At 36.8% G+C, this 17767-nt stretch carries 9 protein-coding genes, 1 other RNA gene and 1 pseudogene; 9 read left to right on the top strand and 2 right to left on the bottom strand.

The annotated features are described in order from the left end of the window. Positions 1–8: 8 nt before the first annotated feature. From GFK82_RS02960 to ffs, 5 genes are all read left to right on the top strand, one after another. Positions 9–218 carry a DEAD/DEAH box helicase family protein gene (locus tag GFK82_RS02960; protein ID WP_226810466.1) on the top strand — a complete coding sequence of 70 codons (210 nt, stop codon included), beginning with the start codon at positions 9–11 and terminating at the stop codon, positions 216–218. Between the two features lie 240 nt (positions 219–458). Then, entirely contained in the window at positions 459–752 is a 294-nt protein-coding gene (locus tag GFK82_RS04115; protein WP_226810465.1) for a hypothetical protein, read from the top strand. 2034 nt (positions 753–2786) lie between these two features. Then, positions 2787–3023: a major outer membrane lipoprotein gene (locus tag GFK82_RS02950; RefSeq protein ID WP_226810463.1), complete on the top strand. Its 237-nt coding sequence runs from the start codon at positions 2787–2789 to the stop codon at positions 3021–3023. Between the two features lie 617 nt (positions 3024–3640). Continuing rightward, the gene (gene rpiA, locus GFK82_RS02945; RefSeq protein WP_226810461.1) at positions 3641–4297 is read left to right on the top strand and encodes a ribose-5-phosphate isomerase RpiA; all 657 of its coding nucleotides are present in this window, start codon (positions 3641–3643) and stop codon (positions 4295–4297) included. 883 nt (positions 4298–5180) lie between these two features. Then, an RNA gene (ffs, locus tag GFK82_RS02940) (signal recognition particle sRNA small type) lies at positions 5181–5276 on the top strand. Between the two features lie 1119 nt (positions 5277–6395). Here ffs and lpxK read toward each other — a convergent pair. Together lpxK and msbA are read right to left on the bottom strand one after the other, a co-directional pair. Then, positions 6396–7397 carry a tetraacyldisaccharide 4'-kinase gene (gene lpxK, locus GFK82_RS02935; protein WP_226810458.1) on the bottom strand — a complete coding sequence of 334 codons (1002 nt, stop codon included), beginning with the start codon at positions 7395–7397 and terminating at the stop codon, positions 6396–6398. Continuing rightward, positions 7394–9142: a lipid A ABC transporter ATP-binding protein/permease MsbA gene (msbA, locus tag GFK82_RS02930; RefSeq protein ID WP_226810457.1), complete on the bottom strand. Its 1749-nt coding sequence runs from the start codon at positions 9140–9142 to the stop codon at positions 7394–7396. The genes lpxK and msbA overlap by 4 nt, the downstream gene beginning before the upstream one ends. 1865 nt (positions 9143–11007) lie before the next feature. Here msbA and GFK82_RS02925 point away from each other — a divergent pair. The 4 genes and pseudogenes from GFK82_RS02925 to uvrD all read left to right on the top strand — a co-directional run. Continuing rightward, the gene (locus tag GFK82_RS02925; protein ID WP_226810455.1) at positions 11008–11226 is read left to right on the top strand and encodes an LptM family lipoprotein; all 219 of its coding nucleotides are present in this window, start codon (positions 11008–11010) and stop codon (positions 11224–11226) included. 67 nt (positions 11227–11293) lie between these two features. After that, positions 11294–12109, top strand: coding sequence for a diaminopimelate epimerase (gene dapF / locus GFK82_RS02920; protein ID WP_226810447.1), 816 nt, complete (start codon positions 11294–11296; stop codon positions 12107–12109). A 1034-nt stretch (positions 12110–13143) separates the two neighbouring features. Beyond that, entirely contained in the window at positions 13144–13860 is a 717-nt protein-coding gene (yigB, locus tag GFK82_RS02915; protein ID WP_226810442.1) for a 5-amino-6-(5-phospho-D-ribitylamino)uracil phosphatase YigB, read from the top strand. A gap of 1573 nt (positions 13861–15433) precedes the next feature. Next, positions 15434–17473 (top strand): annotated as a pseudogene (gene uvrD / locus GFK82_RS02910) (DNA helicase II); the annotation flags it as partial. Between the last annotated feature and the right edge of the window lie 294 nt (positions 17474–17767).

Raw genomic sequence — 17767 nt, 5'->3', positions numbered from 1 at the left:
GTTTGTTGGTGCTGGATAAATATCATTTCACCATTCCAGAAATTTACGGGGTGTATCATAGCAACCGGACATGTAAAGCGATTCGGGTAGAAAACGGTTTTTTTACTCTAGTACTAGAGAATAGGCTAATTAAGTTAAAATGTTTTGTAGAGCTATCATTACCGACTATTTATATGTTTGCCATGGCGGGTCTTGATGAGATACTTATGTCTGGATAATACAGTTATTGATCAGTTCGTATAGCCGATCAGGTCTTATAAATCTGAAAATAAGGCAAAATCGGTTATTTAACAAGTAGATAATTTTTTTTAGAAATGCGCTTCCTCGTAAAGATTAAAAGGGTGTTTTAGTTAATCTACTAACTAAATAGATGTCGGAGGGTAATTTACCGAAGCATCTTGGATAATATGGTGAATAGGTGCATTAGTCGCACTCGGATATAGAGAATTATAGCGAGGGTGAAGAGATTCTCTGAGATTTACCCTCGCGGCGACTGTTATCTTTTGGTTGGTGTTAACCTGTTGCGCAAAAGGCTGGATGTACCTAAAGCGTTGCTTATAGCTATTTTATACAGTGATAAAATTACACAGTTAACGGTGTTAGCCATTGGGGAGACCGAGTGTCGTCGGAAGAAACAGAATACTTATAATTTAGATATAGGAATCACATACATCGTCTCTGCGATAAATAAAGAAATTCCTGATATTGTGCCACAATATAAATTGTCAAGATATCTCAATTATAAATCATAATGCCATAAAATTAATAGCCAACAAACTATGACGATTTAAATCTGAAGTTACTAAAGATAAAAATTCAAGCAATGTAATTTCATATTCAGTAATATGCGTGAACTTAGAATGTAAATATGCAGGTAGGCTAGATCAGTGATGTCTAGATAACCATCTAAGATGGCTAAAAAAACTAGCATTGCTAATATTGCTCTAGATTTATTAGTTATAAACTGAGTAGTTTTCTATAGAATTAGATTCTTTGAAGTTATACTTCTAGTTTCAGATCATATTTATTGATATTCAGCACTTTTCTTCCAATTAATAAAGATTTATTTTATCAGGTGGTATTCGACTAAGGTCGTTCTGTAGTAAGTATAAAATGAATGATAAGCAATTGTGTATGGTAGCATGTTTCATAAATATTGATTGTTATTAATAACTTCATGGAAGAGCTTACTTTGGAATATTTAATATTAATTAAATCATCCAAATTAAGACACTTAAGGAGATTTAAAGAGATTTATTCACTAGAAAATGAGGTGTTTTTTTTTCGTATTTCTTATATACTCATCTAATGTTTTTCGGAAATCTATGAAGATGCATTTAAATGCATTATTTAAATAATCTTATAAAAATATTTATATTTACCTCTGGTATGAGTCTTTCTAGACTCTAAAACAATCTATTGATTTCTGGGTATTGTATTCTGTATCTGACACAATGAAATAATTTATGTCCACGAGAAAGTAACTTCACGAGATTCCTTGTCGTGTTTATAGAAGAAATTTTATATGGAGATTCTGATGAATTGAGTATTGGTTTTTGACCATTGCATATATCAGATAATCCGTGTAATCGTCTATTACAATTTGGTTTTTTTTATTATTATCGCGAGGAGTATAGTCTCTCTAAGATCAGAGACATTATAATTAGATAAATAAATTTATTTTCTATTTTTAATAGAACATTTAAGGCCAAAAGAATTGTGGAGAATATTAGTATATTATAAAAACTATGACAGTGTCGTTTTTTTTAAAAGACGATGGATCTTTTCCTTTATGTCATCTGTTTTTCCATGGATAAATAACTAGTTACAGCGATGTTATAATATTTATAAAAATTATAGAGAAGCGCAGTATTTACCTGCAGTATAATTTTAAAAGTGGGCGCTAATATTTTTACCATGAGCGTGATAATATCCTGATATTAGATCTAGAGTGATATACTCGAAGTATTTCTTATTAGCTATAAAATGCTAATACATGAGGATGTATATAAAAGTGTTAAGAAAAAAACAATATTCTTTACGATCTTTAATAAGCTTTATCTGGACATTTACCGCTCGGATAGAGGGGTGGCAATAGAAACAAACATTATTACTAATGTACAGTAATTAATCATGATTGTTAACTTAATTTTAATTATCTAGATTTTCAAAGGTGTATAATTTATTATACAATGTATAAATAAATTATTATTACATAAAATGTGATTTTTTGTGAGAATTATAAGAATCCACTATTTATGACTGTTGTTTAATATCTGATGAAGTGCTTCCCGATATGTTTTTTATGATAAAGTAACTTAAGGATAAGCAAAAATATCACCAGAGATGTTTGTTAGGACATAAACGCTCTATTATTGATAAGTCACTTCATATGGGCAGAAGTGAGTTACTGCTCTTTTATAGAGCAACCTTGTATCTACAAACGCATAGTATAAAGCGACTGATTTAGTTGGGGTATCAAGATTTTTTATAAGGGTGCTAGCACTGCTCTGTTTAAAATGGAAGTATAATAATACCTATATTTTCAATGTGATAACTAAGTGGGTCTATCAATATAGACGGATTAAATACTATTGTAATTCATGAAAGATTATGAGATAATCTTATTGGCTTTATTGAACGAGTATAAAGTATTCTGTTGCAGTGGAATAGCGTCCAATTAATCAATCTGAATTACGACGTGAAAATTTTTTCTCATTTAAAAATCGTTTGTGTAATACTTGTGATCCGATATAACACGTAACGTAATTTCAAGGGTATTAATAATGAATCATACCAAACTGGTACTAGCAGCGGGAATTTTAATTCCCACTCTTCTGGCTGGTTGCTCTCGCAACGCTAAAATTGATCAATTATCTTCTGACGTTGAGACACTAAACGCCAAAGCGGATCAGATCAGTAGCGATGTCAACGTGTTGCGCTCAGACATAGAGGGGGCTAAAGACGACTCTGTTCGTGCTAATTCACATTTAGATAACCAAGTTACCCCTTACCGTAAATAAGGGTGCTGATATGTATCAGAAATAGCGCACTTTGTGCGCTATTTCTTTCCTATTTTAAAATAGGTGAGCATTTAGATATAGCTAAGCTATTTGCTTTTGATTATATATTATATATATTATATATTTTATATATTTTATATAGGCTAATGAATTTATATTGTATATAAGGTTTCTGTCTCTATAAGAGACATACATTCGAAATTCATCATGAATTTCTGTTATCTCCTTCTGAGATCGCTCAGATATTCGCTAGATCTGCATCCAATTAACCATGATCGAAAATTAAGAAAAAATATTAATTTTAAAACAAATACTAGTCTATTTTTTGACTAGCTAATCCTATTAGGATGTCTTGTCTTTTTTACAAGTTATATTTACATATCCATCTTCAGCTTACATGAAAAGATTATTATAAAGTATGCAATGATGATTGATTATCATCGTATAAGGGTGGCGATTTAAGATTTTAAAAGATCCTTCGAGTTTAAGCATCATAGAATGATGAATCTTATCAGATAACTATCTGAATCTGTAGTTATGGAAATCTTTTAGCTTTTACTAAAAAGATATAATTTATACTGTTAACCACATAGAGTTATACACGGATAAAAGAGACCATGATACAGGGTAAATTGAAAAAATCGGTGGGTTGGGCGGCACTCCAATATATACAACCCGGAAGTATTGTGGGAGTCGGGACTGGCTCGACCACTTCGTGCTTTATTGAGGCACTGGGATCTATTAGGCAGAAAATTGAAGGTGTAGTTTCCAGTTCAGAGGCTTCATCTGAGAAAGTAAAAAGTCTTGGGATTCCATTATTCGACCTTAATGATATAGGTATAGTGGATGTTTACGTGGATAGTGCTGATGAGATTAACAGGAAAATGCAGATGATTAAAGGCGGGGGTGCTGCCTTGACTCGAGAAAAAATTATCGCGGCTGTAGCGCGCGAGTTCATCTGTATTGCCGATGCTAGTAAGCTGGTAGATATGCTTGGCACGTTTCCTCTTCCGGTTGAAGTAATTCCTATGGCTCGTGCCTGGGTAGCCCGTGAATTGGTGCGTTTGGGGGGGACTCCCGTCTATCGCCAAGGTGTCGTGACCGATAATGGTAATATCATTTTAGATGTGCATAATCTTGCAATCTTAGATGCGGTGTTTCTGGAAGAGAAAATAAATAACATTCCTGGATGTGTTACCGTCGGTTTATTCGCGTGCCGAACCGCTGATATGGCGCTTATTGGCAGCGAGCAAGGCATTAAAATTATGCGGTAAGATTCTATATAAATAGACAAAAGATAAATGTCTTGGATATTTACTCTTAATAATCTTCTAATAAGATAGATAAGTGTCTAATAAGTATACCAAAGTTAGAGCATCAAGGGTGATAAAATCGGTAAACTAACTTTTAGTTACAGATCATGAGTGTACATTAATATTCATTACTACACAAAATCGTCCATGTTTATAGGTGATTTTGTGTGGTGTTTTTTATTTTAAATAAAGAATGATAATTCTTTACGGGAATCTGTGACTGATTGATATAGATAGTAATCTGAGACGACTCAAGATTTTTAGGGATATGGGAATGAATATATGACCAGAAAGAAGCTCATAAAAAAGTAGAGCAAGTCTTTCTTATATAATGCTGGTGATTTATAGGCATCAAAGTGACTCTGATTTTTGGGTTTATGATGCTTGGTGATAAAAAGTAAACTTTTTGACTTTTTTCGAATATATAGCGCGCAAGCTATCTTGTAATAACTACCTTAAATAAGGTCCCTCCTGTAAGGAGGTCATACCGCTTAAACAAAATTCAGTTACAATTGAGAAATACCATTATGATCGATAACATATTAAAAAATCTTACCTGTGATTTTTAAAAAGTAACAAGCCCCCAAAGAAACTATTAGGGAATTTGCTATGTAAAAAATTCTCTATCGGAGATGGAGAATTTTTCTTATAAATTCATTTTTAAAAAAAAACTAAAACGAGATATGATTAGATCATCATAGAGTTACTACTACATTAGTATCATGGTAACTCAATCACGGTTATCAGTCGAAAAAAATATTTTTTTTTGATCTGACTTGTAATTACCTAAACTTTCATAAATAATGAAACAAGATTTATTAGAACAATCCTCCAATGGAGGCTCTGTTAGGCTCTTACAGCACTATCTTGTAAACTTGGTCAGGTCCGGAAGGAAGCAGCCATAGCAAGGGATGTGTGTGTAGGGATAGCGCTGGCACAGCCTCCACCTATTATATTTTACTCGATATTCATTTTATGCTAAGACGTGGTATTCTCGTTGATTTTCAGCATCGTCGCTAGAAATAAATCAAGAGGAGAGTATCCGGACTCAGTAAACACTGCTTATTTCGCAATAAAACCTTTTATTGTTTACTTATGTTGAATCAGATTCAGATCTGATTAACATAAGAGGGTCAGTCTACTCAATACTCAGTATTAATGATGGTTGATTGTATATTATTGAAGCATTGAAAAAAAAGAATTTTTTATCGGTGTTATACGTTTTTTTAAAAATGTATATCTTTATATAAATCAAAAAACACTGTTAAATAAAATTGAGACGTGAATAATTTTTTTATTATACTGTTTTAGAATCTGGTTAATACGACATATATTAATGTACTCAATATACATATATTCTAACGGTAATTAACCTGTTACAGGTTGGTTATCTTGCTGCATACTACTTACTACAAGTAACGCAACTCCAACGTAAGGTAAAAATAAAGAAAAGAATTATTCCTTGCACGCATTCCGTCTTATAATACTGTACTACTAAAGGTAGTAGTGAAGCTATCTTGACGTGCAAATCTTATAATGCAACTTCAATCTTTTCTACGAATTTTTCAATAGAAACCATATTCTATGCAGAAGCATATATTATTTATCCTAAATGATATAGTATAGCGTGTAGAATAGGGGACCTCGTTATCTGTGAATAACGAGAAGTATATCTGTGTGTACTATTGGTCGTTTACTTGTTTAAATTTGGCTTTGATTTTAATGATGAGTATCTATCTCATGGAGCTAAAGTCATCATGATAGTTGTATTAACTCTGATGATATTTTTTGAGTTATTTCTCAATGAAGAAGAGAGTGGAATAATATTCTAAATTGTAAGCATTTTTAGTAAAAAATGCTTAAATAAAGTTTTACCTGTAGAAAAATGGTATGGTGAGTAATAAAAAATCGGAGGGATGAAAATATCTCTCTCTATACAGTCTTTCGGAGACCATGAACCTCTGCGCATGACTACCATGATATGGTTTAGAACATCTGCTTCCGCGGATATTCTTTTTTGGCGGATGGTATACTGAGGTATACGTTTATATTTCTACTCCTATTCTTCGCTCTGTGCTGCTGTATACCGAATGACTTCCTCAATAGATCTTAGTAAGATATCTGCTGAGTTACTGGGCAGTCGTACGTCTACAGGTAAATACCACCAATTAGTAAGAGCAAAAGGGCGGCATTTAACTGCGTCTTTTTCTGTCATTAATAAGTGTTCATCTGAATTGACTAGTGTGCGGAGCATCTCCTGTCGGTAGGTCTTGTGATCACTGAATATCACTTCTCGCAATGGTGATGCTCCAGCTCTTCGTATCGTGGAAAAAAATCGCATTGGATGAGCAATGCCAGCCATTGCCACTACTGGAGTTAGACTAGTTATATCGCGTCGTTCGCCGCTCAGTAAATTTACTACCTCGCCGGCGTCAAGTGACATCTGTACCTCACCAGAACGGGCGTTTCCGCCGTTAATAATGATGGCTTGCACTTTATGTAGGCGGTTGGCCCGTTCTCGCATAGGGCCGGCGGGTAACCACCAACCGTTACCGAATCGACTCTCACCGTCGATGACAACCCACTCTATATCTCGTCCTAGCGCATAATGTTGCAAACCGTCATCGCTTACTACCACGTCTAGAGGCTGTGCTCGCAGTAGCGCCTCTACCGCCTCGGGGCGTCGTGGTGACACTGCCACTGGCGCACCGGTACGCTGCCAGATTAGGAGTGGTTCATCGCCGCACTGCTGGCTGGTTGTTGTAGCGTTTAGTATTAAGGGATAGTGTTCTGCACGTTCGCCATAGCCTCGTGAAACCACTCCGACTCGCCACCCGCGTTTCTGAAGTTGCGTTACTAACCATATCACCACTGGTGTTTTACCGTTACCCCCGCTGGTTAGATTACCTATCACTACAATAGGTAATGGAAAGCAAAAAACTTTTCGCCAGCCATGACGGTAGCTATATCGGATCAACCCTGTAATTAAACCATATAGCCAAGAAAGGGGTAGTAATAGTAAATAGATCGCTGAGGCTCCAGACCAGATTCGAGTAATCATTGACCAAACTGTAATCTATGGAGCTGGGCATAACCTCCTTGGCGAGATAGTAGTTCTTCATGATTGCCGCGCTCAACGATTCTCCCCTCTTCCACTACCAGAATTTCATCAGCTTTTTCAACGGTAGACAGGCGATGCGCAATCACTAGGGAGGTGCGATTTTTCTGAAGAGTATCCAGAGCTTTTTGAATTTCTCGTTCGGACTCACTATCAAGTGAAGAGGTAGCTTCATCGAGGATCAAGATCGGACAATCACGTAATAAAGCGCGTGCAATTGCAATGCGTTGACGTTGACCTCCGGAGAGCGAGATGCCATTTTCACCTATTACCGTATCTAATCCATTTTCCATTTTCTTAATAAAATCAATTGCATGAGCCATTCTTGCTGCATTTTCAACCTGCTCTCTTGAGTAGGTTGTCTTACAGGCGTAAGCGATGTTATTAGCGATAGTATCGTTAAATAAATGCACGTTTTGGGAAACTAATGCCATCTGATTACGCAGTGAAGTGAGCTTATAGGCGCGCAAATCAGTACCATCTAGCAAGATTTTTCCTTGTTGGATATCATAAAAACGTGTGAATAGGTTGGCTATAGTTGATTTACCAGAACCGGAACGTCCGACTAAGGCCATCGTATGACCTGCAGGAATAGTCAAGTTAATGTTATATAGAGAAGGTGTCTGTTTTCCTGGATAGGCGAAAGTAACGTTCTGGAAAATAATTTCACCTTTGACGCGCTCAACGTTTAGTGTACCTTCATCCTTTTCAGTTTCCATATCAAGAATAGCAAATAGAGGTTGGCAGGCACCCATCCCCCGTTGAAACTGCGCATTAACGTTGGTGAGAGATTTGAGTGGTCGCATTAGAGCAATCATTGATGAAAATACGACAGTAATGCTACCTGCACTTAAAGTTTCCATTACGGAAGGGAAACTAGCAGCATATAAAACAAAAGCCAGTGCAAGGGACGCGATAAACTGAATTATCGGATCTGAGAGAGAAGAGGTGGCTACCATTTTCATGCTCTGTTGGCGCATGTGGTTGCTAACGTTGTTAAAACGTTCGTTTTCTACTGTTTGACCACCAAAAATTAGCACTTCTTTATGCCCTTTTAACATTTGCTCAGCGCTAGTGGTAACTTGCCCCATGGTGTTTTGCATTCTTTGACTAATTTGGCGAAATCGTTTCGATACTACCCGAATAACACAGGAGACGAGGGGCGCAATGACTACTAAAATCAGCGATAGCTGCCAGCTGTAATAAAACATCATCGCAAAAAGAGCAACAATCGAGGCTCCTTCACGTATTACAGTAATTAATGCGCCGGATGATGAAGAAGCCACCTGTTCGGAATCATGGGTAATGCGTGAAAGCAGAGTGCCAATAGACTGCTGATCGAAAAAAGATACTGACATGTCCATCATGTGATTAAATAGTCGGCATCGCATGTTCATGACTACTTTGCCAGACACCCAGGATACGCAATAGCTGGAAAAAAAACTGCTGATACCGCGAAGAACCATTAGACCGATAACTATAAGAGGCATCCAGACCAGAATGTTGCTGTTAGTTTTTCCAAACCCTTCATCTAGCAATGGTTTAAGTAGCGATAGCATAAAGGTATCGCTAGCGGCATTGAGAATCAGGGCAATCACCGCGAAGATCAGACCTATTTTGAAAGGTGAAATCATTGGCCAGAGGCGCTGGAAGGTCCCCCAAGTGGAAAGATCTTTATCGTTTTGCATTCATTCACCGTTGCCGAGATTAAATAACTGTTTATTCTACTTGTTTGTGAAGTGACGCCAAACTACCACATGTGTCATGAATAAAAAATTTGACCCCGGTTGGTTGGTGCTTCAAGCGCTCGTTGATAAAACTTTCTTCTCCCTGCTACCCATAACATTATCAGAGTATCATGATTCCGTTTTATTTTCATGGAAAGCTGATAGAGCAGTACCCCTCGACCGTATGGGGTGTCGAGGCTACAGTTAGCCTTTTTATCCCCGTGATTTGTAGAGGATGTTTCTGAAGGATATTCTATTGTAGTGATACTATATTTTTATCTGCCTTATTTTATCGCGTAAGACCGGTTGATTAAAGTAAAACTTCAGAGTAGATGTTATTAATGTTTTAATCCGAACGCCTGTAGAACTTGAAAGTGGCTGTAGTAATGAACTAGAGAAACCCGTGCGGTTTTTTCAATAGTTTTAAATAGTTTTATTTTAAATTTTTTTGTTGGGTTTTCATGAATATATGAAATCTTAGTCCCTAAGATTGATTAAATAAATATTTCTTTTTCAATAGCATCTAGCACTATAATGTGATCTTTAGCGCTTTACCAGAAGCGAATACGTGATTTACAGGGACAGCTTCTTTAGTTTATTCAGCTACTCATGTTTTAGATGTAATCTGCCGGGTTATTTTATGTAAATTTTATACATGAGTATAACTAAGTTATATTTTTGGAATCAGTGAATTTTATAACTTAGAGTGAGGGTGCTGTTTTTTGGTATTGTTAGTTGTTATTTAGATGTATATATGAGGAATAGTAATTTGGTACTGCATGATATAGCGTTGATTAGGCTTAACTGAATTTTTAAATAGATAGATCAGAAAACATATTGGCGAAGAGAAAAAATCATGATGGTTGTTCTTCATGACTAGTAGTGATTATTCTCGAGATTAGAACTTCATTTGAGGAAACTGCCACGTTAATATGCATACACTTTATATAAATATTATTGGCAAGCACCCTGCGATTATTCCTTACAAGTACAATATATAATGTTGTTAAGTATTATGGATAAATTTCCTATTTTTCTACAGACGATCCCATTATGTTTTTAGAAAACCTTATATGGGTCCTTTGCGAGAAAATTTTTCTACCGATTGAGAATCTTTTAGCGATCACGATGGTTTTCTGTATTGTACGGTATCTTAGTGAGCTTGATTACTGTTAGTAAGATATAACGCGGAGTGCAGTATATTCATAAAGTGAAGGAGATAGAAAAATCTCAATTTGTTAAAATATATCAGCCAAATGTTTACATATAAACATATAGTATCTTGATGAATTCGAAATGAAATATTGTCATGCTATCTTTTTTTTGGGAGGGAATAGTGTGATTTAATGTATTGTTATCCCTTTCAATGAAGGTAAAGATACTCGTCGATATTACAATACTTCATCGTAATTTTAAGCCAGCGCATCTCCGATTGGGAGACTCTTTGGTACTAATGAATAAATAAAAAGGAACATAAAAGATTGTTTTGTTAGTAAGCCTCCTCTCAGCACAAGGAAAGGAGAGTTTTGGCGTTTTTGTAAGAAAACTCTTTTTGTTCTAGTTTAGTGGTTGAGAACATCTTACATCGATACTAATAAAAACAAGCACCGCCTTAAGCAGTATTAGATAGTAACCCCGATATTATATTTTAAAAAACATGAAGATCACCGTTAAAAGTGAATGTTTTAAAAAATACACTACTGGTGATGGCCTGATTACTAGATATTCTGTGCCGCCTTATTTTCAGATGAGGTTGATGGATACTTTTTATATCCTAAGTCTCCTCACAGAGAGCGGGGATAAATACGAGATAGGTAATCAGAAAAATGAAAAACACATTGCGTTATATAATAGTGAGGTTGATAATTCTGGGACTCTATGGATGCGGCCTAAAAGGCCCTATTGATTTTCCTGTGATAGAAAAAACGGATAAACGTGAACAACAGCGTCATCTAACAAGCACGCCGTTCTTAATTGACTCTCTAATACAGCGAGTCTTACCTAGCAGTAACATTAGAAGAGATTCTATTGTTGGGATTGAATAACCGCAATTGTAATACAGATCCCTATCTATCTAGTAGGTGCGTTATCGGCTACTCAAGGGAGTGAAACATGAAATTCTCTAAAATGCACGGTCTTGGTAATGATTTTATGGTCGTGGATGCCGTTACGCAAAATGTCTTTTTTTCGTCTGAAATAATTCGCCGTCTATCAGACCGTCATTACGGCGTGGGATTTGATCAATTGTTGCTAGTAGAACCGCCCTATGATCCGGAATTGGATTTTCATTATCGGATTTTTAATTCTGATGGCAGCGAGGTTGCGCAATGTGGTAATGGGGCTCGCTGTTTTGCCCGTTTTGTACAGATGAAAAATCTAATTAATAAACGTGATATCTACGTTAGTACCCAGGCAGGACGTATGGTATTAACCATTACCGAAGACGATATGGTCCGTGTGAATATGGGCGAGCCGAATTTTGATCCGAAGAACATTCCATTTCTTGCACCCAGAATTGAGAAAAGCTATATGATAAATACGGGAGAACAGACCGTTTTATGTGGCGTAGTGTCTATGGGAAACCCACACTGTGTGATTGGTGCGGATAGCGCTCCGGTTGAGAAACTTGGTCCGGTATTAGCGCATCATGAGCGTTTTCCTGAACGGGCTAATATCGGTTTCATGCAAGTGTTAAACCGCGGTCATATTACTCTTCGCGTCTATGAACGGGGTGCCGGTGAAACAAAGGCCTGTGGTAGCGGTGCTTGTGCTGCAGTCGCAGTAGGGATCTCACAGGGGAAGCTAGCGGAGCAGGTTCGGGTTGATCTTCCTGGTGGTCGACTAGCTGTCAGTTGGCGCGGACCTGGTCATCCGCTGTATATGAGCGGACCAGCTACTCATATCTATGATGGAGTGATTCATCTATGATATAAGGAGTGGAGATTGAGTAAAGATTGAAATGAATTCTGTCATCTTTGCTGCTTTACTCGGATTGTTTTATGTATATTATAAAGCAGATCATAATCTTATGTCCAATTCATTGTTTTTATGCTTACTTCAAGGAGTAGAGCATTGCTACTACGTTTTAATGTAATAGATAGATAATAAATATGAATGAATAATGTTATTTTGCTCCTATGTAGAGAAGTCTCTTCTCCATAATAACGAATTAAAGCACGTTACAGAAATCTTATTGGCTTGCGCATTAGGAGTGACATATAATTCAGAAGGTTACATACACCGTTTCAAATTAAGTGTTATAATTAAGGCTATCATTATTTTATCCACTAGGTGAATAATACTCGAATTGTATGGGTAAGTCGGAGAGCTTCCTGACTATCTTTATTTCTCTCAGATCACACTTATTATAGCCTACCAAGATGTGTCATTTTTATAAATAGTCCTTTCAAGATCACTACACTATTATTATGGTAATTAATCACGCCATTATCCCCAGCTATACAGTAATACTATGGTGCTCCGGAAGATATGAAAAATCCATGATCAATATAATCTGATCACGGGGATCTTGATACGAGGAGGATGGGGGGTGATGGAAGTGTAGCAACTGGAGTGGAGTCACATTCCATTGTTGGTTTAGAGGAGGCGAAAATTGCTAAAAGTTGAGGTAATAGCCCAGTGTTCATAGTATTTTTTCCCCTTTTACGGTTTGTGACTACCGAAGATATAAAATGTTAATATAGTGGATAATCAAAATCTGTTTATGGAGTTTGACTATCCACTATCGAAGTGTTAGTGTATAAGTAGAGAGAAAATTTAAACTTTTCCATTAAAATCAAGCGATAGCTATCGATGTGATACACCATATGTATAACATCTATCACTCAGTGATAGATGTTGGTTAGGCTTGACTATAACAGGAGCACCGAGCCCCTACTACTTCATCTGGTGTAGTATGTATATGATGCCAGAGAATTTAGGCCTCAACAAGAAAAAATCTGATGTATTTTTATCGTCCTCTTCGCCAGATTCGCGCATTCACTTTCGACCTTGATGATACCCTTTATGATAATCGACCGGTCATTACTCGTACCGAGTACGAGTCTCTGCAGTTTTTAAAGCGATATCATCCTGCACTACGAAATTTAGAACAGGAAGACTACAAGCGTTTTCGATATGAGCTAAGACAGCGCGAGCCGGAGATTTGTCACGATGTAGGAAAATGGCGCCGGTGTTCGATGGAGCTGGCGATGTGTAATGCTGGGCTGAGTCAGAAAGAGGCGCGCATCGGTGCAAATGTTGCTATGGAGGTAGTTCTGTGCTGGCGAAGTCAGATTGACGTACCAGCAGAAACCCACTATACGTTATCAGCACTCAGTGCGCGCTGGCCGCTGGTAGCGATTAGTAATGGTAATGCTTCTCTTTCAGCCTGTGGATTAGCTGGTTATTTCCGTTATATTTTATATGCTGGTCAGGCTGGTCGCGCTAAACCTTACCCAGACATGTTCTATACGGCATCAGAACTTCTAAATGTACCCCTACAAAGCATTTTACATGTAGGTGATAATTTAGAGACGGATATCATCGGAGCTATCTGTTGTAGTATGCAAGCCTGCTGGATTAACGATCGAGGTGCTAATATCGCACTAGTCGCAAATACACGTCTGTTACCGCATTTGGAAATTTCGCGATTAGCATCCCTGATGGATTTCTTATAACAAAGATTAACTGTAATAGATAAATTATCTGGCTTCAGCGATCATTATGAGAACAATATCTGTGGCTGTATTAAAAAAATACTGGTAATTTAAATTAGTGTGTGAGGCATCTTATCCTAGATAAGCGCTAAATGATTTTAGCGCTTATCTTTCTTTCGTGAGTTAGTAGTTACTGATAGAGATATTTATCTATGTAATCCGCCTTAAAATTTAGGTGTAGAGTAAAACCTACATCTATTATAAGTTAGCGGTATAGCATTTTAATAGTGATGATTTTAAATAGAAAAAAATAATGAGATTCATTACTACTATGTTCCCTAATTTTATAAATTAAGCTATCGCTTTACAGAAAGCCATAATGGTTTCTGTAAAATGTTTTGCTTACTCTTAAAGTGTAGGAGATAAGTATCAATTTTATTCTAAAACCGCGCTGCTCTTAATCAGACTTAGATTTTCATTCACTTCGATATACGGTAGGTAATTAAAATAAAACTAAGCAGATAGTAAAAAATTGAGAGGATAGAGTATGAAAGTATGATATAATTAATGTATGAATATATTATATCGTTTAAAAATTTAAAACGAAATGAAATAATTTTTATTAGCATGAATTATGCCATTCTCAATTTTAATACAAATTAAAATGTATCGCCTACGCGTGTATATGTAATCAAGTTTTATCCATATGATATTCGATAATATCTCTAGTGCGCAGAACTGTATAGCGCAGTATTTTAGCTCTATTACAACATCTGTCAAACTTCTAGAGAAATAATAGAGTTGAAGATTACAATGAGAGCTTAAAATCTATTGCAGTTTATGAAACATTTTTCGCTTTTTTCAAACAACTAGACTGCTGTCCAAGACATAATAGAGAATTAGTATAATTAACTACATACTTACATGGAATTGACAAATCCGAGTCAGTAAAGAATATAAAGATAATATTCTGCGTGATTGAATCTTGGGTACAGCTTTAAAGGCAAAAATGCAGCTTTTATATCAAAAGAAAAGCTTTTTGCTTTCTATAATGCCTACATATGCATAACGTAACTTTGGAATGGGTGAATATTCAGACAACGAGTTTTAGAAACATATCATATTAATTATGGGGTTTCGAATATCACGTTACTTGCGTTAACCGAGAAATCGATCACATAGCTAGCGTTTATAAACTCACTGAAAGACGGTTACGCGGGCATCAACAGCGGTGCTAAGTGGGAAAGGCAGATTGTTTCATAAAAAATGGTTCTCTTTTAATATAAAATGCATATGACTATGAGTTTACCACTATAGACCACGCTGGGGAAAATGGCCAGTATTAAGAAGCTGAGGTAGTAAAATAAACTTAGGATAGTATATAAAAGTTCTTCTTTTGATATAGAGACGTTGTTGTTAATTTAAATAGCGTCAGTAACAGCATTCTAGCTTAGTTAGCTCTCAAGCTATAAAAAAAATAAAAGAAAATTAGTCGAATATTAAATATATCAACACTCTCTTTCCAGAGTTTAATTGATCGTTTTTTCGATTGTATATGCCATTCCTTATCATTTTAAATGTTAAAGGCTTATCTATGGATGCTTCTGATTTACTTAACAGATTGAATGACAAGCAACAAGCAGCTGTGGCAGCGCCGTGTGGTAAGTTACTAGTATTAGCCGGTGCTGGTAGTGGTAAAACTCGAGTTCTGGTACATCGTATTGCCTGGCTTTTATCAGTTGAAAACCACTCTCCTGATTCGGTGCTGGCCGTGACGTTTACTAATAAAGCATCAGCGGAAATACGAAAGCGTATTCAACAGCTTATAGGGTCTAAGCAGAGCGGAATATGGATTGGTACTTTTCATGGACTCGCGTATCGCTTGTTACGCGCCCACTATCAGGATGTCAACTTGCCGCCGGATTTCTTAATTATTGACAATGAGGATCAGTTGCGTTTGTTAAAACGACTTATACGCGCGATGAATTTAGATGACAAACAGTGGTCATCGCGCCAGGCGATGTGGTATATCGGTAGTAAAAAAGATAAGGGGTTACGCCCTCAGGGATTAACAGGTTCCAGTAATTTGCTCGATTCTACCTGGCAACGTATCTATCAAACCTATCAAGAAGCGTGTGATCGAGCTGGATTGGTAGATTTTTCTGAATTGCTGCTACGGGGTTATGAGTTATTACTAAAAAATAAGTCATATGTTTTATGCCATTATCGCGCACGTTTCACTAATATCCTGGTGGATGAATTCCAGGATACTAACCAAATTCAGTATGCCTGGCTCCGTCTTTTAGCTAGTAATAATAGTAATATGATGATCATCGGCGACGATGATCAGTCGATTTACGGCTGGCGTGGGGCACGGGTAGAAAATATTCAACGATTCTTAGAAGATTTTCCTAAAGCACAGACTATACGTCTAGAGCAAAATTACCGTTCTACTAGTAATATTCTCCAAGCGGCCAATACCCTTATTGCTAACAACGGATTCCGGCTAGGTAAAAAATTATGGACAAAAGATGCAGAAGGTGACCCAATTACCTTGTACTGTGCTTGTAACGAATTAGATGAGGCTCGTTTTGTGATTCATCAGATTAAGATGAATCAACAGAAAGGCGGAGCGCTTAAAGACTGCGCTATCCTATATCGGAGTAATGCTCAGTCGCGTATTTTTGAAGAGATATTAGTGCAGATAGGTCTACCTTATCGTATTTATGGCGGTACACACTTTTTTGAATCCCAGGAAATCAAGGATGTAATTGCCTATTTGCGTCTTATTGCTAACCGTAATGATGATACAGCATATGAACGGGTCGTAAATATGCCACCTCGCGGACTTGGTAATCGTACTCTTGACGTAGTACGGAACACTGCCCGTAATCGAAAGTTAACGCTGTGGCAATCCAGTTGGGCGTTACTTTCAGAGAATCTGTTATCTGGTCGCGCTGCCTCTGCTTTGCAGCAATTTTTAGAATTGCTTAATAAAATGGAGAAAGAAACGGCAGCTTTATCATTAGGTATGCAAACTGATCAAGTGATCAAGAACTCTGGTCTTTGGAATATGTACAGGCGGGAAAGAAGTGAAAAAAGTCAGGTTCGTATTGAAAATCTTGAAGAGTTAGTCACTGCTAGCTGCCAGTTCCATTATATCAATGCAGATCGGAAGCAGTTACCACTGCACGCTTTTCTCTCTCACATTTCCTTGGAGGCCAAGGAAGACCCACTTGATACCTATCAAGATGCTGTGCAATTAATGACATTGCATGCTGCCAAAGGGCTTGAGTTTAAACATGTTTTTATTGTCGGTATGGAAGAAGGAATATTTCCCAGTCATATGTCATTAAATGAACGATCTCGATTAGAAGAGGAGCGTCGTCTTGCATATGTTGGCCTTACACGCGCGATGAAAAAACTAACTATCACTTATGCGGAGACTCGCCGAGTATACGGGAAAGAAGTATGCCATCAGGCATCGCGTTTTATCGCCGAACTTCCGTTATCATGTATAGAAGAAGTACATATGCGCGCTAATGTGAGTTATCCAAGCACTTATTATCCGATGGGGATTTTTCTCAAGGAGAACGATAGTGAGTGCCCCCTTACTGAGAAAAGTACATCACCTAACATTTTAGGTGAATACAGTGGTTAAGATGGAAAGTAGTAGCAATATACCCGCTGATAGATTTTGTTAAAAAAGTGAGGTATTAATGTCTATTTGAAGTATCTTTAATACTTCCGTATGTCGTATATTTAACTTGAAAATAGTCAAACGTTTTTTCATATATTGACAGTCTTTTTCTTATCAGCGTCACATGCGCGCACTACTCGTAGTAGTGGGTCTCTTGGAGACCCTTAGTATATGTTAGCTTAATAACTAATTTATCAGATGCAACTAATAAAGCTACCTCCGTGGTTG

Source organism: Candidatus Steffania adelgidicola (assembly GCF_020541225.1).
In the GTDB taxonomy this organism is placed as follows: Bacteria; Pseudomonadota; Gammaproteobacteria; order Enterobacterales; family Enterobacteriaceae; genus Steffania; species Steffania adelgidicola.
The sequence above is the reverse complement of the archived record's forward strand: the minus strand, read 5'-3'. Positions and strand labels throughout refer to the sequence as shown.